Here is an 18,063-nt window from a genome sequence, read left to right as displayed (position 1 = left end):
AAGAAGGAGGCGAAAAACGATTTGTTTTTCGCCTCCTTCTTCATTTTAGGGACTTATCGGACAGCCTCTTTTCCGTTTTTGGGGATGGACAATCCAATTCTCCTCACACAAGCCCCAACTCTCCTCATCGCAGACATAACCCGCCTCCACGAACCCTCCTGTCCGCACGCACTCATGAATTTCTAATCTTTGTCTCACCGGTTCCTCATGATGGTGGGTTATCCTTTATTTACATTGAGAAACGGACGGGAGGAACGATTCATGGCCATTGAAATTTTCACGAGACGCGAGCTGAAGTATTTGATCACCGTGGATCAATACCGGCGGCTTGTCCTCCGTGCGGGTGGCCGGCTTCGGCCGGACAAAAACGGGGAGAACGGGCGCTATACCGTCTCCACCTTGTATTTCGACAACGACGAAAGCCGGATTTATTACGAAGTCAAGAACCGGCTGCGTTTCCGGCAGAAGCTCCGTCTCCGGGTGTATGACATCCCGGGCCGGGACGGCAAGGCGTTTTTTGAGACAAAGCAGAAAAACGGCGCCATCGTCCACAAACGAAGGACAGCGATGCCGCTGCAGGAAGCGTACCGGTATCTGAAAGAAGGGGAAGCTCTTCCGGCAGAGGACTTCGAGGTTTCCAACACACAGGTGCTGAAGGAGATCAGACAGTTCAAATCCCTTTACGCACTGCGGCCTGAAATGGTCGTCAGCTATGACCGACATGCGCTCCACCAGGTGGACGACCCGTCGGTGAGGGTGACGTTCGACTTTAATCTCAGATGCCGCAAGACGGATCTGTCGCTTGAAAACGGTTCTTACGGACAATATTTTATCGATCCGGGCTACGCCGTCCTCGAAGTGAAAGTGGACAACAGCGTGCCGCTCTGGCTTGCGCGCATCCTGCAGGAAGTGGGTTGTGTGACAAAGGGCGGATCGAAGTTTTGCCTGAGCCATGAACTGCTGGCCCGGCAGCCGCAACAAGACTTGATCACCATAGGAGGAAGATGAACATGGACTTATTGGAAACAATGCTGCAGCCAAATATCAAAACGGGAGGGACGGTGGGCCTGAGTATTGCCGCAATGGTCATTTCATTCGTCCTGAGCCTGTTGATCACGGTCGTTTACCGGCGCACTTTCTCGGGAGAGCGTTACTCTCAGGCATTTGTCCATACAATCATCATGATGAGTGTCATCGTGTCGGTCGTCATGAATGTGGTCAGCGACAATGCGGGCGTGGCGTTCGGACTGTTCGCGGTGTTCTCGCTCATCCGGTTCAGGAGCGAAGTGACGGATGCGAAAGACATCTCTTATATCTTCTTCGGACTGTGCGTCGGCATGACGGCCGGCCTTTACCGGTTCGATCTCGCCATCGTGCTCACCGTCTTCGCAAGCCTTGCGTTTTATCTGCTGCACCGGACCGGCTACGGAAAGGGCAAGCACATGCAGATCCTCAAAGTGACCGTTCCCGAGACGATGAACCACGAGGGGCTCATGGACGGCGTGCTCGACGAGTTCACGATGAGCCATGAACTCCGCAAAGTGGAAACAGCCGACCTCGGCACGATGATCCTCTATACCTATGCCATTCAGGGCAAGCCGGACACGCTTGACCGGGATCTGCTCGACCGGATCCGCGAGAAAAACGCCAATCTGAAAGTGTCCCTCACTTATCTGGGCAAATAAATGGGAACGAAAAGAGAGCCGTACGGTCAGCAACTGACTGCACGGCTCTCTTTGATCTATTAGAAAAGCGGGTTTTCCTCGATAAACCGGTAAATGTTCTCTTTCAGTTCTTCCGGCGTTTCCCCTTCGACAATCTCCCCGTTCACGACCGCATACAGCGATTCGGCGCACTGGGAACAGAAGCTGAGACAGCCGTACTCCAGGACATCGAGGTTCGGGTCCTGTTCCAGTCTCTCGAATGTCTTCTGTGAACCGCAGGCCATGTTGCTCATACAGAACTCGACGATCGGATTCACAAAAATCACCTCTCTCACCCGGAAATCGTACTCCTTTTTAGTCTTCCAGTCAATCGAACGGCTTATTGTGAAAGCTCTCACATTCATATATAATGGCGATGGAGAATCGTAACGAACAATCGGGAAATGAGTCAAAAAGGAGAATTCTTTTATGAAAAAACTAGTCTTGCTCGGCGGAGGATACGGAAACATGCGGATCCTGCTCCGTCTGTTGCCGAAACTTCCGGAGGACCGGGAAATCATCCTCGTGGATCGGACGCCGTTCCATAGCCTGAAGACCGAATTTTATGCACTTGCCGCAGGAACCGTGCCGGATGCCGAAGTCCGCGTCGCGTTCCCTGAGCATGAGCGGCTGAAGGCCGTCACGGGGGAGATCGTTGACGTCAATCTGGAGGAAAAGCGGATTTTTCTCGGAAACGGCGAGCAGATCGATTATGATGATCTCGTCATCGGCCTCGGCTGCGATGACAATTACCACGACGTTCCGGGCGCGTCGGAATACACGCACAGCATCCAGACGATCGGCAAATCCCGCGACACGTACCGCCATCTTCTCAATCTCGGGGAAGGAGCGACAGTCGGCATTGTCGGCGCCGGCCTGAGCGGGATTGAACTGGCCAGCGAACTGAGGGAAAGCCGCCCGGACCTGCGCATCAAGCTGTTTGACCGCGGACCCCGGATTTTGCGCGACTTCCCGGAACGGCTCAGCAATTATGTGCAAAAGTGGTTTGACGAGCATGAAGTGGAAGTCATCAGTAACTCCAACATCACGAAAGTGGAGCAGACGACGCTCTACAATCATGAGAACTCAATCGAAGTCGACGCGGTTGTCTGGACTGCCGGAATCCGCCCTGTGGAAACGGTCCGGAATCTCGGGCTTGAATCGGACCGCGGCCGCGTCGTCCTGACGCCACACCATAATGTGCCCGGCAATGAGAATGTATATGTGGTCGGCGACTGTGCCGCGCTCCCGCATGCGCCGAGCGCCTATCTGGCGGAAGAGCAGGGCGAGCAGATCGTGAAAGTGCTCATGATGCGCTGGAACGGCGAAGAACTGCCGGAGAAAATGCCGGAGATCAAACTTCAGGGCTTTGTCGGATCACTCGGCAAGAAAAAAGGATTCGCCTTCCTCGCTGACCGCACCGTCACGGGCCGGATTGCGCGCCTGCTCAAGTCGGGAATCCTGTGGATGTACAAATGGCACAACGGCTGAATAAATGACTCCGAAACAGCCACATTAAAAGCGGCCGCCAACTGGCGTGCCGCTTTTTCAACAGATGCCGGGTTGCCCGCCTGTCACTCGGACGGCGGGACAAACCCTTTCTTTTCCAGCTCCGCAAACACCGGCTTCAGCTGGATATAGCCTTCGCCCACCACTTCGCCGCCGATCCGGACGAGCGGGTAGAAAAACTCGTCGTTGCGGACCTTTTCGGCGATGTCCGCCTGCTCACCTTCCGCAACCGGCCCCTCGATGTCGATATAGTCGATCGTGAACGGTTGTCCGGGATACTTTCTCGTGATCGCCGCTTCGAGCCATTCATATGTATCCTTGGAAGACGGGGCATTCACGCAGCTCGCACAGATGACATCCGCCCCGTAAACTTCAATTTTCACATGTTGTTTATCCAAAATGATCCCCCTCCGGATTCCTTAATGGATTTTCCGCCTTGTACCTATTATAATGATAACAGTGAAAGGAGTCGAATCGAAGTGACAGATACATCGATGATGGATGGAGTACAGGAAGTTCTGGATAAACTGCGCCCGTTCCTTCTCCGCGACGGAGGCGACTGCGAACTCGTTGACGTCGAGGACGGCATCGTGAAGCTCCGACTTCTCGGCGCATGCGGCACGTGCCCGAGCTCAACGATCACACTAAAAGCAGGCATTGAGCGCGCTCTGCTCGAAGAAGTGCCGGGTGTCGTTGAAGTGGAACAGGTTTTCTGATCATCCGGATCCGCGATGCGGGTCCTTTTTTATACTGCGGAGAGGCAAAATCAGGCTGATGCGGGCCGGTTGAACACCGGCCCTTGCCTTGGTATGATGGAAGAAAAGGAGTGAGGCACGCATGACACTGACGGTGGAACTGACTGAAGCAGCGGCTTACCAGGTGAAGGAAATGATGCGCCATAACGAAGAAGAGGGCTCTTTCCTGCGTGTCGGCGTCAACGGCGGCGGCTGCAGCGGACTCACATACGGACTCGGCTTCACGAAAGAGCGCCATGAGGACGATGAACTTCTCGAAGAGCACGGCCTGCAGATCCTCGTTTCAAAAGAAGACGCCGGCATCCTGTCCGGCACGAAAATCGATTACAAACAGTCGCTGATGGGCGGCGGGTTCACGATCAACAACCCGAATGCCATCGCTTCCTGCGGCTGCGGAACATCGTTCAGAACCAAAACAAAGGCGGGAACGCCGGGAGATTGCTAAGACCGGAATTCCGGTCTTTTTATTTTGGCCCGTCCCCTTGAATTCATATTTATAAAGGACTAAACTAAAGGTGATGGATTTTGTCGAAAACGGCGGGTGCCGTGACAACTGCGGCATCACGCCGTCCCAAATATATTAATCTTGGTTAAAGGTGGTTTGGATTGAAGTGAAAAGACCTACTGTTTTGGTGCTTGGCGCCGGCTATGGTGGTTTGGCGACCGTTGTCAATCTGCAGAAAAAGATCGGAACCGACGACATGAACGTCATCCTGATCAACAAGAACGCATATCACTACGAATCCACGTGGCTTCATGAGGCTTCCGCCGGGACTCTCGCGCCGGAAGACGTGCGCTACGATATCAAGGGCGTCATTAATGAAAACAAAGTGAAATTCGTCCAGGCGACAGTCGAGGCGATTGACGTCGACGGCAAGAACGTCATGACGGATGCAGGGGAGTTTCCTTATGACTATCTCGTCATCGGCCTCGGCTTCGAAGGTGAGACGTTCGGCATCCAGGGCCTCGATACGTATGCGCTCGGCATCGCGAACGTCAATGCGGCACGCCAGATCCGCGAGCATATCGAGTATCAGTTCGCCACTTGGTCTCTTGAAGAGGAAAAAGACGACAGCCGCCTGACGATCGTCGTCGGCGGTGCCGGCTTCACAGGCATCGAGTTTCTCGGCGAGCTCGGCAACCGCGTGCCCGAGCTTTGCAAGGAATTCGATGTTCCGAAGGAGAAAGTCCGCGTGATCTGCGTGGAAGCCGCTCCGATGGTACTCCCGGGCTTTGATCCTGAACTTGTCGACTACGCCGTTTCCCAGCTTGAGTCAAAAGGCATCGAGTTCTCGATCGGCACGCCGGTCGTCGAAGCGACTCCTGAAGGCGTCAAGATCAAGAAGGGCGACGACCAGTTTGAGTTCATCAAAGCCGGTACGGTCGTTTGGGCCGCCGGTGTCCGGGGCAACCGCCTCATCGAGGAAACACCGATCGAAAGCAAACGTGCCCGCGTCGCTGTCCGCGAAGACATGCGCGCTCCAGGCTACGACGACGTCTTCATCGTCGGCGACTGCGCATTCCTCATGAACGAGGAAGCGGGCCGCCCGTATCCTCCGACCGCCCAGATCGCCATGCAACAGGGCGTAACCGTGGCAGAAAACATCATTGCCCTGGCAAACGGCAAGCCGACGCACAAATTTGTTCCGGACCTCAAGGGGACGGTCTGCTCGCTCGGCGAAGATGATGCCATCGGCGATATTTTCGGCGGCAAGAAAGTCACAGGCACGACTGCCAGCTTCATGAAGAAGATGATCGACAACCGTGCCCTGTACATGATCGGCGGCGTTCCGCTCGTCGTCAAAAAAGGGAAATTCAAGTTCTTCTGATTCATCAGAGGGGGCTGCCAGAAAGAACTGAATGGCCCCTTTAGACAGTAAAAAGCAAGGACGTCGGGAGACTCCTGCAGGATAGCCGGTTGTTCGAGACCCCTTGCGGCTGTGAGCCGGAGGAGGCTTGGCGGCTGGCCTGCGGAAAGCGACCAGAGTCCTTGCTTTTTGCTTTTTCTGTTGTGGATAGACTTTTCCGCGAGCCCCTTTTTATAGGGGATAAGTGATCGGATGCCGGAGTACGGCCATAGTTTGGGAGAGGGGGGATGCGTGATGAAGAAAGACCGGGGCAAAGTGTGGCTCGGGGCAGCCGGCCTGGTCATGGACGGGGAGGGCAGATGGCTCGTCGTCAAAAAGAAGTACGGCGGCCTCAAAGGAAAGTGGTCCTTCCCTGCCGGGTTCGTCGAGCCGGGAGAGCGCGCGGATGAAGCGGCGGTCCGGGAAGTGGCGGAAGAGACGGGGATCCGGACGACCGCCGCCGGCATGGCCGGCTTCAGGACCGGCGTGATCAGGGGGGAAGTGAGCGACAACATGGCGATTTTTCTCCTGCGTCCGGTGGCGCCGGCACAGCCGGTGATTCCTCAGGAGCGGGAGATTGAGGAGGCCTGCTGGATGACACCGTTCGAACTGGCGGAATCCGATGATTCATCGCTGCTCATCCATGAAATCGCAGGAGAAGCCATTGAAGAAGGGCTGCCCGAAGTGATCGGGGCCTGGCCGGGGGACATTTTCGGCTATACGAGCTATAAGTTTTATTTCCGCAAATAAGCCTGCCGCCGAAATTCCGACAATCCGGTGAACCCCGGCCGTCCTGTTGAAAGACCATTTCGGTTCGGGTAAACTGGTGGAAGGAAAATCGGAGGTTATTGCATTGAACGGTTCTTTATCCATCATAGAAGTGACCCTTTCGATCCTGCTGTTCGTCGTCATGTTCTTCGGGATCGGCTTTCTGCTCAATATGCTGCTCAGGATGACCTGGCTCATGGCCATCGTCTATCCGGTCGTCGTCGTTCTGATCATCGACGATGTCTCGTTCACAAAGTACTTTACGAGTCCCGGCATGGCCTTCAGCCGGCTCGGAGACAAATTCATGGCACTCCATGCGGCGGATGTGATGATCCTCTCCGGGGGGATGGCAGGGGCCATCCTGGCCGGCTTGGCCATGATCATTCTGCGCAAGCAGGGCTATCAGATGTTCTGAAAAAAGGCGTTTCGCTCCCAACAAGGGACGAAACGCCTTTTCCTGTTTGATCATCAAAGAATCGCCGTGTACAAAATCACCGAGATGAGGATGCCGGTCAGCGCGCCCGCATACACTTCGCTCGGTTTGTGGCCGAGCAGGGTCTTGAGTTCCTCGATCTTCTGCTGGCCGTCTTTTTTCGGCCAGTCGCGGGTCGTCTGGATGAAGGACCTGAAATCCTCCCTCATCTGGTTGATGACGATTGCCTGCTGGCCGGCCTGAAACCGGATGCCGGTTGCATCGAACATGACGATGACGGAGAAAATGACGGCCACCGCGAAGATGGAGGAGTCGGTTCCGTGCTCAAAACCGATCGCGGTCGACAGGGAGGTGACCGCGGCCGAGTGGGAGCTCGGCATGCCGCCCGTCGAGGTGAACAGGGACCAGTCAAGCTTCCGCGTCATGAGAAAGTGGATCGGGATTTTGACGAACTGGGCGAAAAAGATGCTGAACAGGGCGACCCACAGGGGTGCGTTCTGAAAGATTTCCATTGTGGCAGCACAACCTTTCGGGGACGGGCGATTGCCCCGATTATAACATAATGCCGCCCGGGACTGACCGTTTCTCCGGGATCCGTTATAATGGAGGAAGAAATCGGATGGAGGGGATTTAGAATGGAAGTTGCAGTGAGAGAAAACCGGCTGGCCGGCTTCAATGTTGATGTCCTGATCGTCGGCGTGCCAAAACACAGCGACCACGTGGCGGGGTGGAGCCGGATCGAGGACGTCTTCGGCGGGCAGCTGTCAGAATGGCTACGCAACGGGGATGTGCCAAACAAACTGAGAGAGATTGTGAAAATCCCGGCAGGATCCGACCAGGGATTCAAGCGGGTCCTGTTTGCGGGACTCGGAGATGACAAAAAATTGGATGCGGATGATTTGCGCAAAGTGTTCGCCGCCGCAGGCAAAGAGCTGCGGAAAGTGAAAGCGGAAACCGCCGCGGTCTGGGCCGAATCGTTTGCGCTCGGTGACCTGGAAGACCTCGATGTGGCCTGGGCGGCCGCAGAAGGCCTCTCCCTCGGCTCCTACCGGTTTGAGGACTATAAAACGGGGTCAAATGAACGCCAGGCGGAACTCCGTGAAGTGACGCTGTTGTCGGACTCTGACGATGAGTCGATGATGACGGCCTTCAACAACGGCCGGATTTATGCCGATGCGGTGAATGAGGCCCGGGATCTCGTCAATACGCCGGGCAACATGCTGACGGCAAGTGCGATGGCGGATTATGCCATTGAGCTTGCAGAGCAGTACGGCTTTGAGGCGGAGGTGCTCGGCAAAAAGGAAATGGAAGAGCTCGGCATGGGCGCGCTCCTCGCCGTCAACCAGGGCTCGGTTGAGGAACCGCGCCTCATCGTGCTCAAATACCAGGGTACAGATAAATGGGAGGATGTCGTCGGCCTTGTCGGCAAGGGCATCACCTTCGACACCGGCGGCTACTCCCTGAAGACGAAGACCGGCATCGTCGGCATGAAAGGCGATATGGGCGGAGCAGCGGCCGTGCTCGGCGCCATGCGCATCATCGGGAATCTCCGCCCGAAGAAAAACGTCGTTGCAGTCATCGCGTCAACCGACAACATGATTTCCGGCGATGCGTTCAAGCCGGACGACGTCATCACATCACTCAGCGGCAAAACAATCGAGATCCTTAACACCGATGCGGAAGGACGGCTCGTATTGGCGGATGCCGTCACTTACGCCAGGCAGTCCGGTGCCGATTATCTCGTTGATGTGGCGACGCTGACGGGCGGGGTCATCACGGCGCTCGGCTATGACAAGACCGGCGCCCTGACGAACAATGAATCGTTCTTTGAGACTTTCCTCGAGGCAGCAGCCGAAACAGGGGAGTTCGTCTGGCGTCTGCCGCTGACGGAAAGTGACAAAAAGCGGATCCGCAAAAGCGACGTGGCCGATTTGAACAACTCTCCGGGGAGCGACGGCCATATGATTTTCGGCGGCGGGTTCGTCGGAGAATTTGCGGAAGACACACCTTGGATCCATCTGGACATCGCGGGAACGTCAGATGCATCATCCGCCCATGATCTCGGTCCGAAAGGCGGGACGGGCGTCATGGTGCGCACGCTCGCCACGCTCGTCGACTTCATGGCGGAGGACGCGCAGGAAGACTGAGCGCCCAGCCCAATCCCGGTTAAAAGCCCGGCATAGGATAACGGTGAAAGGGGGATGAATATGCCTCGTTACGGTTATTCACACCGCGGCGGATTCGGCTTCGGGAGCGGGTTCGGCGGTCCATTCCTGGGCGGAGTCGTCGGAGGGCTGCTGGGATCAACCCTGTTCCCATACGGACGCGGCGGTTTCTACGGAGGCTATTACCCGTATTACGGCGGGTATCCTTACGGCGGTTATCCATATTATCCATACTACCCGTATTATTGGTGAAATGAAAAAACGCTTCTGCGCGGTGCAGAAGCGTTTTTAATATTTATTTCCCGGCCTGCCGCTCGATCTCTTCCTTCAGCTCGTCCTTCACGGTGAGCGGCGTCGGCTTGACGCCGGCAAAATAGGCTGCCCGCGCCATCATGTGGCCGCCGACGGGCGCTGTGATAAACAGGAAAGCGATGCCGAGCAGAATTCTCGGGTTGAAGTGTCCCTCGACCAGCCAGAAATGGAGAAAGACCGCGATCAGGATGCCGAGCACCCCGACGGTGGCACTTTTCGACGCTGCGTGGGCACGTGTGTACGGGTCGGGAAAACGGAGCAGCCCGACAGCCGTCACGACTGTGAAGACGACCCCGATGATCAGGGGGACGGCAATGAGGATGTCAATCAGAATTTCCACGGTCGAAGATCTCTCCTTTCTCGATGAACTTGGAGAAGGCCACTGTCCCGATGAACGAAAGGATGGCCAGCAGCAGGATGATTTCGAGGTAGAAATTCGTCCCGACGAGCACCGACAGAAGGCCGATCATCGAGATGAGCGCAACGCCGACCGCGTCAAGCGCAATCACCCGGTCAGGGGCAGTCGGCCCTTTGATGAGCCGGTAAACGAACAGCGCCATCGAGATCACGATGAAGACAAGAGCGATCCAAAACAGGATTTTCATGGTCGGCTCACCTCCATGATGGCTTTTTCGAACGAATCCCGGATGGACACGACGGCATCGTCGATGTCATCCACGTCGATGGCATGGACGTACAGGGTCTTCTTGTCTTCGGACACGTTCATGACGATCGTTCCGGGCGTCAGCGTGATGAGGCTCGACAGGAGCGTGATCTCCCAGTCGTTCGTCAGCTGCGTCGGATAGGCGAAGATGGCGGGGCGGATGCCGAGCTTCGGCCGGATGACGAGCATGAACACCTGGATGTTCGCCATGATCAATTCTTTGAAGAACAGCAGCGTCAGTTTGATGACCGCCCAGAGCCGCCGGATGTACAGGTGGCCGGGGAAGAAACGCCTTGTCATCATGATGAGCAGCATGCCGATCAGCCAGCCGATGACGAAAGTGGAGGCGGTGAAAGTGCCGCTGATGAACATCCACAAAAAGGCGATGGTGAAATTCAGCAAAATTTGAAATGCCACGATGCATCTACTCCTTCAGCACGGCGTCGATGTAGATCGACGGCTCGTGCAGGATTTCCGCCGCATCGGTCATGACCGGCCGGAGCCACTCCGTCCCGACCCCGTAGAAGACCGTGATCGCCGTGAGGACGGCTGCGGGGATGAACAGGCTCCGGTACACCCGGCGGGAAACACCGGGTACGGGGCGCGGCTCCCCCCAGAATGCATGGATGAAGATCCGGATGACCGACAGGAGAACGACGAGGCTGGATGCGAGGATGATGACGCCGCCCCACATGTTTTCCGCCTCGAAGGCTCCCTGGACAATGAGCAGCTTACCGAAAAATCCGCTGAGGGGCGGGATGCCCGCCAGCCCGAAAGCGGCAATGAGCCAAGTCCAGGCGAGGCCCGGATGAGATTTCATCAGGCCGCCCATCTCCCGGAGATTCGACGTGCCGGTCACTGCGATGATCACGCCGATGAGCATGAACAGGGCCGCCTTGATGAGCATGTCATGGACGAGATAGAAGACGGCGCCTTCAAGTCCCGCCGTGTTCATCTGGGCCACGCCGAACAGGATGACCCCGACGGCGATGATAATGTTGTAGATGACGATCTGCTTCAGGTCGAAATAAGCGAGCGCCCCGATGCATCCCGCGATGATCGTGAGGATGGCCAGCACCATGAGCAGCTCGTGCGTGAACCCCGGATCATTCGGGAGCAGGAGCGTGACCGTCCTCATGATCGAATAAACGCCGACTTTCGTCAGCAGCGCACCGAACAGGGCGAGTACCGGAACCGGAGGCGCCGCATAGGATCCCGGCAGCCAGAAGTAAAGCGGGAAGATGGCGCCTTTCAGTCCGAAAACGAGGATCAGCATGACGGCGATGACCGTCAAGATTCCGCTTTGGCCGATTTCGGAGACCTTTGCCGAGATGTCGGCCATGTTCAGCGTACCGACGACCGAGTAAAGCATCGCGACCGTCGTGACGAAGAAGGCCGAGGAAATGACGTTCACGAGTATGTATTTGATCGACTCCCGGAGCTGGCGCTTTTCGCCGCCGAGGACGATCAGAACATAGGAGGCCATCAGCAGTACTTCGAAGAAGACGAACATGTTGAAAATATCGCCCGTCGTGAAGGCCCCGTTGATGCCCGTAAGCATGAACATCATGGCCGGGTAGTAAAAGTGCTTTTCCCGTCCTTCGCCGATTGAGCGGAAGCTGTACCAGGCGATGAACAGCGTGATGATGTTCGACGTCAGCACAAGGGCGGCGGACAGCGGATCGGAGACCATCGTGATCCCGAACGGTGCCGGCCAGCTGCCGAGCGTGACGGACTGGATGCCGTCCTGCATGACTGTGAGAAGCAGCCAGGCGGCAACCGCGACGGAGGCGGCAAGGCCGATGATTGTCACCGTCCGCTGAGCGACCACCTTTTTCGGGAAGAACATCAGGATCATCGCCGTCAGGAACGGAATCAGGACCGGAAATAACAGCAGGTTAATCATATTCGTCATTTCCTTTCAGCAGTTTCATGTTGTCCGTATTGAGTTCCTGATAGGCGCGGTAGGCCATGACCAGGAAAAACGCCGTCACGCCAAAGCTGATGACGATGGCGGTGAGGATCAGCGCCTGCGGAAGCGGATCGACAAAATCCGTGACGCCGTCGGCGAGGACAGGCGGAGCCTCCCCGCCGAACCCGCCCATCGTCAGGATGAGCAGATGGGCGCCGTGGCTCAGCAGGCCGGTGCCGATGATGACCCGGAGCAGGCTCCGCGAAAGCATCAGATAGACGGCCCCCGCAAAAAGGAACCCGATGATGACCGACATGATGATTTCCATTAGTCATCACTTCCAATCGATAAGATGATGGTCATCGTCGCCCCGACTACGACAAGATAGACGCCGAGGTCGAACAGCATGGCCGTGTGCAGGGACGTCAGCCCGAACAGCGGCAGCCGGAAATCGTCGAACGCATGCGTGAAGAACGGCTCGCCGGACAAGATGGAGATGGAGGCGGTGCCGAGTGCGAGCAGCAGCCCGATGGCGATGATGAACGTGTAGTTGAACGGCAATGCCTTGCGCACGGTCTTGATGTCAAACGCCAGCAACAGCAAGACGAGCGCCGATGCAGTCAGCAGGCCGCCGACGAATCCGCCGCCGGGAGAGTAATGCCCGGCGAAGAAAATATGGATCGAAAACAGGAAGATCATGAAGAACACGACTTTGGTCGTGGTCTGGATGATGACGTCACTGTTTCTCATGGCCATCCCCCTTTCTGGTCAGCCGGAGACGGATCATGCCGATGATCCCGATTGCCGCGATCGACAGGACGGCGATCTCGAACAGCGTATCAAATCCACGGTAGTCCACGAGGATGACGTTGACGATGTTGCCGCCTCCGGCTTCCGAATGGACGGTTTCCTTATAGAATTCTGAAATCGACGGCAGCGCCCGCTGGGAGACCGACGACATTGCGAGCAGACTCATCATGAGCCCGACCGCGCCGGCGACGATGGCGTTGCCCATGCGGAACTGGCGCTTTTCGTCATGCCGGCTCATTTTTGGCAGATGATAAAACGCAAGAAGGAACAGCGCGACCGATACGGTTTCGATGACGAGCTGCGTCAAGGCCAGATCCGGTGCCTTGAACACGACGAACAGCAGGGCGACGGTGTAGCCCACTGCGCCGAGCGAAATGATCGCCGTGAGCCGCTTGCGGGCGATCAGGGTGGTTGTGGCCGCCGCAATCAGGACGAGGATCAGCCCGATTTCGGCAGGGCCGACCGGTGTAAGCCCTTCAAAACTGACGGCGAATGCATCCTTTGCAACGATCGAACCGATGACGAGGATGACGATGCCCGTGAACATGTAAATCAGGTAGTTCCGGATGAGACCGCCCATATAAGTGCGGGACAGCCGGTTGGCACCGCCTTCGGCCAGGTACATCGAAGCGTCATACAATTTGTTCAGCGACAGTGCCTCAGGGGCAAGCCCGTAAAGCCCCTGCCATTTCGGCAACAGACCGAACAAAATGAGACCGGCCGCCACGACTCCGATGGTCATGGACAGCTCCGGCGTCAGACCGTGCCAGGCGGCCACATGAACATCGACCGCCGCGGGCGAATCAAACAGGAACGGCTGCACGGCCGCGACCGCCGGTTTGACGATCCATTTCCCGATGACGTTCGGGATGAAAAAGATCGCGATGACGATCGCGCCGAGGATGGCAGGCGACACGAGCATGCCGGCCGGCGCTTCATGCGGCTCTTTCGGCAGCTCGTCCGGCTTGTATTTGCCGGTGAACGTCCGGAAGACGAAGTACAGGCTGTAGATGAACGTGAACACACTGGCGATCCAGGCGACGACGAGCAGCACGGTTCCCCATGAACCCGGCGCAAACAGATCGAGCTGGCGAAGGCTGAGCATGCCGGTGAGGAACAGCTCTTTGCTCAGGAAGCCGCCGAATGGGGGAAGGCCCGCCATCGACAGCGAGCCGATGAGCGCAATCGTGAAGGAGACCGGCATGATTGCCATCAGTCCGCCGAGCTTGCGGATGTCCCGGGTGCCTGTTTCATGGTCGACGATGCCTGCAATCATAAAGAGACTGCCTTTGAATGCGGCATGGTTGAACAAGTGGAAGATGGCTGCAAATCCTGCAAACTTGAACAGCGTCTCCGCGGCGCCGTCCACGTGGAACGCAGCCCCCGCAGCACCGAGCAGGGACATGATCAGCCCAAGCTGGCTGACGGTCGAGAAAGCGAGAATTCCCTTGAGGTCTGTTTGCTTGACTGCGAAGAACGAACCCCAGAACAGGGTCAGCACGCCGACGGAAGTGACGATCCAAACCCACAGCTCGGACGCCGCGTAGATCGGCGTGAAGCGGGCAACGAGGTAAAGGCCCGCCTTGACCATCGTGGCCGAGTGCAAATATGCACTGACCGGCGTAGGCGCTTCCATTGCATCCGGAAGCCAGATGTAGAACGGGAACTGAGCGGACTTGGTGAAGGCGCCGAGCAGCACGAGGATGAGTGACCACACGAACAGCGGATGCTGCACGAGGTCCGGCGACATGGCGATCAGTTCGCGGATCGAGAATGTGCCGCCCATCAGGTAAAGCAGGATGAAGCCCCCGAGCATCATGAGTCCGCCGAAAACGGTGATCATCATGGACTTCAGTGCCCCAAATCTTGAGCGGTCCCGCGTGTACCAATAGCCGATCAGCAGGAACGAGGAGATCGAAGTCAGTTCCCAGAACAGATAAAGTCCGATGACATTATCAGATTGGACGACGCCTAGCATGGCGGTCATGAACATGAGCAGGTACACGTAAAAGTTGCCGAGCCGCTCCTTCGTTCTGTCCAGATAAAAGATCGAGTAAAGGACGACGAGCGCCCCGATGCCGGTGATCAGCAGGGAAAACAGCAAGCTCAATCCGTCTATGTATGAAACGAATGATATGCCGTACGATGGAATCCACGGCAATTCTGCAATATGGGTGTTTCCGCTGCTCACAGAAGGCAGATAGCCCAGATAGTAAAGGAACAGCAGAAGCGGCACCGCCAATACGAACCAGCCGGTATGGATGGCTTTGACCCGGCGTGCCAGCATCGGCACGAACAGGGCAGCCGCAACCGGCGCGAATAACAGCAGTACGGATACCAAGTGGGATCCTCCTTTCAAACCGATTCTGTTGATAAGTAACAGGGTTAATTATAACGCAAGTGAAGGGCGGTTGCATGATTGTAACTGAGGTAGTACCGAAAGTTCAGGAAATGATCCGCCGCTCTTCCTATATATGTAGAACGGATTTTTTTTGGCCTTAGTCCCGGCAGCTGATTTGCCTGCCGGGCACATTGGCGGTTTGCGGCCGAGACAGACAAAAAATGCCGGAAAAAGTGCTCCGGAAGGTTTTTCTGATTAACTGCCGCCGTTAAAAAACACAAAAAAACTGCACCGGCTCAATCCGGTACAGTTTTCTTTGATCAGTTATGAGAATGGAGCAGTTCTTCATGCTCCAAAACCTCCTCAAAATCCTGAACAGGCTTTTTCCGTGTGACCCAGAGGGACCAGACGGCGATGAGGAACAGCAGCGCCGTCACATAGAAGACGGAGGAGATGCCAATGAACCCGCTGACGATCCCGCCGAATGTCGGGCCGATGATGTTCCCGAAAAATCGGAAGCTGTTGTTGTAGCCGAGCATTTCCCCCTGAATATCCACAGGAGCTTCGCGCCGAACGATGGCGGTCGTGATCGGAATCAGTCCGCCGACCGCTATGCCGAACAGGAGACGGAGCACGACGAGTTGCCAGAGGGAAGTGACGAGTGCCTGCGGAATGATGAAGATAAACGTCAGGATCAAAAGAACGGACAGCACTTTCTCATAGCCATAGTCATCCCCCAGCTGGCCCCATTTTCGGGCAAACAGGAGATTTCCGATGCCGGCGGCACTGAAAGTCAGCCCCGCCAGAAATGCGACTTCCTTGGCTCCGGTCAGTTCGGCGACATAGAGGGACAGCAGCGGCTGGATGCTGAAGTTGCCGATCTGGATGAGTGCCGTGATGATCATGACATTCAGCATCAGCCGGTGGCTCATGATCGAGCGGATGATCGTGGTCCTGCCATAAGAATGATCCGTCGCTTTCTTTTCTTTCCGTTGTTCCTGAATGCCGAACAGGACAATCAGGGCCGCGATGAAGATGGCGACCGAAGAAATGATGAAAGCGTAGGAAAAACCTACAGAGTCCGCGAGCAGTCCGCCGAACACCGGCCCGAAAAGCGTCCCCGAAACGGATCCCATCTGAAGGGTTCCGAGCGTCCGGCCCGCATCGCCTTTTTCAGTCTGTGCGCTTATGAAGGCGAGCGAAGTCGGTATAAAGCCGGTGACGACTCCCATAGCCAAGCGAAGGAAGAAGAATGAGGTGACGTTGTCCACAAATCCCATAAAGAAAATAAAGACGGAAATGCCGAAAGCGTTAATCAATAGGATCGGCTTGAAGCCGTACCGGTCGGCAATCCGTCCCCAGATCGGCGACATGATGAACGCGGTCACAAAAGTGGCCCCAAAAATCAATCCGGCCCAGCGCTGGACGTAGGCATCTGAAAAGTCCCCGAACGTTTCAATGTAAAGTGACAGGAACGGCATGATCATCGTAATTGTGCTGGACACAAGGAAGTTCGTGATCAGGATGATGATGAAATTACGTTTTTTCGTTGACATGGTCCGAACATCCTTTTTGCATTAGTATGCCCATTATAAAGCATTTCGTAACACGAACAAAGTGTCACGGCTTATCCATCGTTTTCGGCTTTCCGCTATGGTACACTTGGAAGGATAAACACGTTCCGTGCCGTCTTTGCGGACGGCCGGCGAAAAAAAGGAGAGATCTACATGTTCCCTCAATTGACAAATGAAGTCGCAGAGCAGGAAGCGCTCGCGGTCATCCATACAAACCACGGACCCATCAAAGTGAAGCTGTTCCGCGAACAGGCGCCGAAAACGGTTGAAAACTTCCTCACTCATGCAGAGAACGGCTACTATGACGGCATCATCTTTCATAGGGTCATCAAGGACTTCATGATCCAGGGCGGAGATCCGACCGGCACCGGAATGGGCGGAGAAAGCATTTACGGCTCGACATTCGAAGACGAGTTTTCCCCGGAGCTGTTCAACCTCCGCGGCGCCTTGTCGATGGCCAACGCGGGGCCGGGCACGAACGGCAGCCAGTTCTTCATCGTCCAGATGAAAAACACGCCGGCTGACATGGTTTCGCAGCTCGAAGGCGCCGGCTTCCCGGCCGACATCATCGAAGCGTACAAGCAAAACGGCGGCACGCCTTGGCTGGACCAGCGCCACACCGTGTTCGGCCAGGTGATCGAAGGCATGGACGTCGTGGACCAAATCGCTTCCGTCAAGGTCGGTGCCCAAGATAAACCGGCTGAGGACGTTGTCATCGAGTCGATTGAAATCCTGAAGAAGTAATCCAGTACCGGCCCGCGCGGCCGGAAACTGAGCAAGGAAGTGAATGAACATGGAAATGGTGCTTCTGATGCCGTTTCTTTATTTCCCCGAAGACAAGACGCTTTACATCCCCGCCGTGTTGACCCTGCTGCTCTTCATGGCACTCGGATTCGTGTTCTTCCAGTGGATCCGAAAAAAATCCCGCCAGGAAGAAGAGCGGGTCCGGGAGCTTGAACAACGCATCCTGTCTGAACGGAACGCAAAAGGGGCTGTCCAGAAAGTCGATAAAAACGACTTTCTGTGACAGCCCCTTTCTTGTTTTTTATCTCTCTCAAAAAAATAGAAAAAGACCGCTGCCTTTTGTAGAATGGAGTCACCACAACAACACACACAAAGGAGCGATCTTTTTATGTGCAATCCGAAGACTGCTACAACAGAGTATATCACAGAAATGGAGATTTTGGCAGAGGTGAACAAGACGGAGGAAAAACGTCCAAAACGCCGGTTGGCGCCTGTCTTCAAGCCCTATGATAACCGCCAGTCCTTC

The 18,063-nt window shown here is 56.0% G+C and carries 24 protein-coding genes; 13 read left to right on the top strand and 11 right to left on the bottom strand.

Annotated features, from left to right (window positions below):
* The 3 genes from ACFFIY_RS03575 to ACFFIY_RS03565 all read left to right on the top strand — a co-directional run.
* A partial coding sequence (locus ACFFIY_RS03575) for a hypothetical protein (RefSeq protein ID WP_376837181.1) occupies positions 1 to 186 on the top strand: 186 nt, incomplete at its 5' end.
* 75 nt (positions 187 to 261) lie between these two features.
* Positions 262 to 1,008 carry a VTC domain-containing protein gene (locus tag ACFFIY_RS03570; protein ID WP_354199389.1) on the top strand — a complete coding sequence of 249 codons (747 nt, stop codon included), beginning with the start codon at positions 262 to 264 and terminating at the stop codon, positions 1,006 to 1,008.
* Between the two features lie 2 nt (positions 1,009 to 1,010).
* Positions 1,011 to 1,685, top strand: coding sequence for a DUF4956 domain-containing protein (locus tag ACFFIY_RS03565; protein ID WP_354199391.1), 675 nt, complete (start codon positions 1,011 to 1,013; stop codon positions 1,683 to 1,685).
* 59 nt (positions 1,686 to 1,744) lie between these two features.
* Here ACFFIY_RS03565 and ACFFIY_RS03560 read toward each other — a convergent pair whose 3' ends face one another.
* A complete protein-coding gene (locus ACFFIY_RS03560) occupies positions 1,745 to 1,981 on the bottom strand; it encodes a YuzB family protein (RefSeq protein ID WP_354199428.1) in 237 nt (78 codons plus the stop codon).
* A 151-nt stretch (positions 1,982 to 2,132) separates the two neighbouring features.
* On the opposite strand from ACFFIY_RS03560, the gene ACFFIY_RS03555 reads away from it, so the two are divergent.
* Positions 2,133 to 3,194 carry an NAD(P)/FAD-dependent oxidoreductase gene (locus ACFFIY_RS03555; protein WP_354199393.1) on the top strand — a complete coding sequence of 354 codons (1,062 nt, stop codon included), beginning with the start codon at positions 2,133 to 2,135 and terminating at the stop codon, positions 3,192 to 3,194.
* Positions 3,195 to 3,277: 83 nt separating this feature from the next.
* Here ACFFIY_RS03555 and ACFFIY_RS03550 read toward each other — a convergent pair whose 3' ends face one another.
* Positions 3,278 to 3,610: a YuzD family protein gene (locus ACFFIY_RS03550; RefSeq protein ID WP_354199394.1), complete on the bottom strand. Its 333-nt coding sequence runs from the start codon at positions 3,608 to 3,610 to the stop codon at positions 3,278 to 3,280.
* On the opposite strand from ACFFIY_RS03550, the gene ACFFIY_RS03545 reads away from it, so the two are divergent.
* From ACFFIY_RS03545 to ACFFIY_RS03525, 5 genes are all read left to right on the top strand, one after another.
* The gene (locus ACFFIY_RS03545; protein ID WP_376837180.1) at positions 3,596 to 3,928 is read left to right on the top strand and encodes a NifU family protein; all 333 of its coding nucleotides are present in this window, start codon (positions 3,596 to 3,598) and stop codon (positions 3,926 to 3,928) included. The two genes, ACFFIY_RS03550 and ACFFIY_RS03545, sit on opposite strands and share 15 nt — an antisense overlap.
* 121 nt (positions 3,929 to 4,049) lie before the next feature.
* The gene (locus tag ACFFIY_RS03540) at positions 4,050 to 4,412 is read left to right on the top strand and encodes a HesB/IscA family protein (protein WP_354199396.1); all 363 of its coding nucleotides are present in this window, start codon (positions 4,050 to 4,052) and stop codon (positions 4,410 to 4,412) included.
* Between the two features lie 166 nt (positions 4,413 to 4,578).
* Complete coding sequence (locus tag ACFFIY_RS03535) at positions 4,579 to 5,796, top strand: NAD(P)/FAD-dependent oxidoreductase (protein ID WP_354199398.1); 1,218 nt, start codon at positions 4,579 to 4,581, stop codon at positions 5,794 to 5,796.
* Between the two features lie 273 nt (positions 5,797 to 6,069).
* On the top strand, positions 6,070 to 6,564 hold the full coding sequence (locus ACFFIY_RS03530; protein WP_354199400.1) for an NUDIX domain-containing protein: 495 nt from the start codon (positions 6,070 to 6,072) through the stop codon (positions 6,562 to 6,564).
* A 103-nt stretch (positions 6,565 to 6,667) separates the two neighbouring features.
* Complete coding sequence (locus ACFFIY_RS03525; RefSeq protein WP_354199402.1) at positions 6,668 to 6,997, top strand: YuiB family protein; 330 nt, start codon at positions 6,668 to 6,670, stop codon at positions 6,995 to 6,997.
* Positions 6,998 to 7,050: 53 nt separating this feature from the next.
* Here ACFFIY_RS03525 and ACFFIY_RS03520 read toward each other — a convergent pair whose 3' ends face one another.
* Positions 7,051 to 7,527, bottom strand: a complete 477-nt coding sequence (locus ACFFIY_RS03520) for a divergent PAP2 family protein (protein WP_354199404.1) — start codon at positions 7,525 to 7,527, stop codon at positions 7,051 to 7,053.
* A gap of 123 nt (positions 7,528 to 7,650) precedes the next feature.
* On the opposite strand from ACFFIY_RS03520, the gene ACFFIY_RS03515 reads away from it, so the two are divergent.
* Entirely contained in the window at positions 7,651 to 9,162 is a 1,512-nt protein-coding gene (locus ACFFIY_RS03515; protein ID WP_354199406.1) for a leucyl aminopeptidase, read from the top strand.
* 60 nt (positions 9,163 to 9,222) lie between these two features.
* A complete protein-coding gene (locus ACFFIY_RS03510; protein WP_376837178.1) occupies positions 9,223 to 9,432 on the top strand; it encodes a hypothetical protein in 210 nt (69 codons plus the stop codon).
* Positions 9,433 to 9,475: 43 nt separating this feature from the next.
* On the opposite strand, the gene mnhG is transcribed toward ACFFIY_RS03510, so the two are convergent.
* The 8 genes from mnhG to ACFFIY_RS03470 all read right to left on the bottom strand — a co-directional run bounded on the left by mnhG (position 9,476) and on the right by ACFFIY_RS03470 (position 16,775).
* On the bottom strand, positions 9,476 to 9,832 hold the full coding sequence (gene mnhG, locus ACFFIY_RS03505; RefSeq protein ID WP_354199410.1) for a monovalent cation/H(+) antiporter subunit G: 357 nt from the start codon (positions 9,830 to 9,832) through the stop codon (positions 9,476 to 9,478).
* Complete coding sequence (locus ACFFIY_RS03500) at positions 9,816 to 10,097, bottom strand: Na(+)/H(+) antiporter subunit F1 (RefSeq protein ID WP_354199412.1); 282 nt, start codon at positions 10,095 to 10,097, stop codon at positions 9,816 to 9,818. Before ACFFIY_RS03500 ends, mnhG begins: the two co-directional genes overlap by 17 nt.
* Positions 10,094 to 10,573, bottom strand: a complete 480-nt coding sequence (locus tag ACFFIY_RS03495; RefSeq protein ID WP_354199414.1) for a Na+/H+ antiporter subunit E — start codon at positions 10,571 to 10,573, stop codon at positions 10,094 to 10,096. The genes ACFFIY_RS03500 and ACFFIY_RS03495 overlap by 4 nt, the downstream gene beginning before the upstream one ends.
* Before the next feature lie 7 nt (positions 10,574 to 10,580).
* Positions 10,581 to 12,062 carry a Na+/H+ antiporter subunit D gene (locus ACFFIY_RS03490; protein WP_354199430.1) on the bottom strand — a complete coding sequence of 494 codons (1,482 nt, stop codon included), beginning with the start codon at positions 12,060 to 12,062 and terminating at the stop codon, positions 10,581 to 10,583.
* Positions 12,055 to 12,396, bottom strand: coding sequence for a Na(+)/H(+) antiporter subunit C (locus ACFFIY_RS03485; RefSeq protein WP_354199416.1), 342 nt, complete (start codon positions 12,394 to 12,396; stop codon positions 12,055 to 12,057). Before ACFFIY_RS03485 ends, ACFFIY_RS03490 begins: the two co-directional genes overlap by 8 nt.
* Positions 12,396 to 12,818, bottom strand: a complete 423-nt coding sequence (locus ACFFIY_RS03480; protein WP_354199418.1) for a Na(+)/H(+) antiporter subunit B — start codon at positions 12,816 to 12,818, stop codon at positions 12,396 to 12,398. The genes ACFFIY_RS03485 and ACFFIY_RS03480 overlap by 1 nt, the downstream gene beginning before the upstream one ends.
* Positions 12,805 to 15,219: a Na+/H+ antiporter subunit A gene (locus tag ACFFIY_RS03475; protein ID WP_354199420.1), complete on the bottom strand. Its 2,415-nt coding sequence runs from the start codon at positions 15,217 to 15,219 to the stop codon at positions 12,805 to 12,807. The genes ACFFIY_RS03480 and ACFFIY_RS03475 overlap by 14 nt, the downstream gene beginning before the upstream one ends.
* Before the next feature lie 320 nt (positions 15,220 to 15,539).
* Complete coding sequence (locus ACFFIY_RS03470; protein WP_354199422.1) at positions 15,540 to 16,775, bottom strand: MFS transporter; 1,236 nt, start codon at positions 16,773 to 16,775, stop codon at positions 15,540 to 15,542.
* Between the two features lie 171 nt (positions 16,776 to 16,946).
* On the opposite strand from ACFFIY_RS03470, the gene ACFFIY_RS03465 reads away from it, so the two are divergent.
* Positions 16,947 to 17,537 (top strand): peptidylprolyl isomerase, encoded by a 591-nt coding sequence (locus ACFFIY_RS03465; RefSeq protein ID WP_354199424.1) that lies wholly within the window; start codon positions 16,947 to 16,949, stop codon positions 17,535 to 17,537.
* Positions 17,538 to 17,586: 49 nt separating this feature from the next.
* On the top strand, positions 17,587 to 17,820 hold the full coding sequence (locus ACFFIY_RS03460) for a hypothetical protein (protein ID WP_354199426.1): 234 nt from the start codon (positions 17,587 to 17,589) through the stop codon (positions 17,818 to 17,820).
* The last annotated feature ends 243 nt before the right edge of the window (positions 17,821 to 18,063 follow it).

Source organism: Bhargavaea ullalensis (assembly GCF_042432615.1).
Classification (GTDB): domain Bacteria; phylum Bacillota; class Bacilli; order Bacillales_A; family Planococcaceae; genus Bhargavaea; species Bhargavaea ullalensis.
Note: the sequence above shows the minus strand (reverse complement) of the source record. Positions and strands in the feature narration are given on the sequence as shown.

Excerpts from the sequence above, each read along its gene's own strand:
- ACFFIY_RS03570 (WP_354199389.1), top strand. The coding sequence starts at position 262 with ATGGCCATTGAAATTTTCACGAGACGCGAGCTGAAGTATTTGATCACC.
- ACFFIY_RS03565 (WP_354199391.1), top strand. The coding sequence starts at position 1,011 with ATGGACTTATTGGAAACAATGCTGCAGCCAAATATCAAAACGGGAGGG.
- ACFFIY_RS03555 (WP_354199393.1), top strand. The coding sequence starts at position 2,133 with ATGAAAAAACTAGTCTTGCTCGGCGGAGGATACGGAAACATGCGGATC.
- ACFFIY_RS03545 (WP_376837180.1), top strand. The coding sequence starts at position 3,596 with ATGTTGTTTATCCAAAATGATCCCCCTCCGGATTCCTTAATGGATTTT.
- ACFFIY_RS03540 (WP_354199396.1), top strand. The coding sequence starts at position 4,050 with ATGACACTGACGGTGGAACTGACTGAAGCAGCGGCTTACCAGGTGAAG.
- ACFFIY_RS03530 (WP_354199400.1), top strand. The coding sequence starts at position 6,070 with ATGAAGAAAGACCGGGGCAAAGTGTGGCTCGGGGCAGCCGGCCTGGTC.
- ACFFIY_RS03520 (WP_354199404.1), bottom strand. The coding sequence starts at position 7,527 with ATGGAAATCTTTCAGAACGCACCCCTGTGGGTCGCCCTGTTCAGCATC.
- ACFFIY_RS03515 (WP_354199406.1), top strand. The coding sequence starts at position 7,651 with ATGGAAGTTGCAGTGAGAGAAAACCGGCTGGCCGGCTTCAATGTTGAT.
- ACFFIY_RS03510 (WP_376837178.1), top strand. The coding sequence starts at position 9,223 with ATGCCTCGTTACGGTTATTCACACCGCGGCGGATTCGGCTTCGGGAGC.
- ACFFIY_RS03500 (WP_354199412.1), bottom strand. The coding sequence starts at position 10,097 with ATGAAAATCCTGTTTTGGATCGCTCTTGTCTTCATCGTGATCTCGATG.
- ACFFIY_RS03490 (WP_354199430.1), bottom strand. The coding sequence starts at position 12,062 with ATGATTAACCTGCTGTTATTTCCGGTCCTGATTCCGTTCCTGACGGCG.
- ACFFIY_RS03485 (WP_354199416.1), bottom strand. The coding sequence starts at position 12,396 with ATGGAAATCATCATGTCGGTCATCATCGGGTTCCTTTTTGCGGGGGCC.
- ACFFIY_RS03480 (WP_354199418.1), bottom strand. The coding sequence starts at position 12,818 with ATGAGAAACAGTGACGTCATCATCCAGACCACGACCAAAGTCGTGTTC.
- ACFFIY_RS03470 (WP_354199422.1), bottom strand. The coding sequence starts at position 16,775 with ATGTCAACGAAAAAACGTAATTTCATCATCATCCTGATCACGAACTTC.
- ACFFIY_RS03465 (WP_354199424.1), top strand. The coding sequence starts at position 16,947 with ATGTTCCCTCAATTGACAAATGAAGTCGCAGAGCAGGAAGCGCTCGCG.
- ACFFIY_RS03460 (WP_354199426.1), top strand. The coding sequence starts at position 17,587 with ATGGAAATGGTGCTTCTGATGCCGTTTCTTTATTTCCCCGAAGACAAG.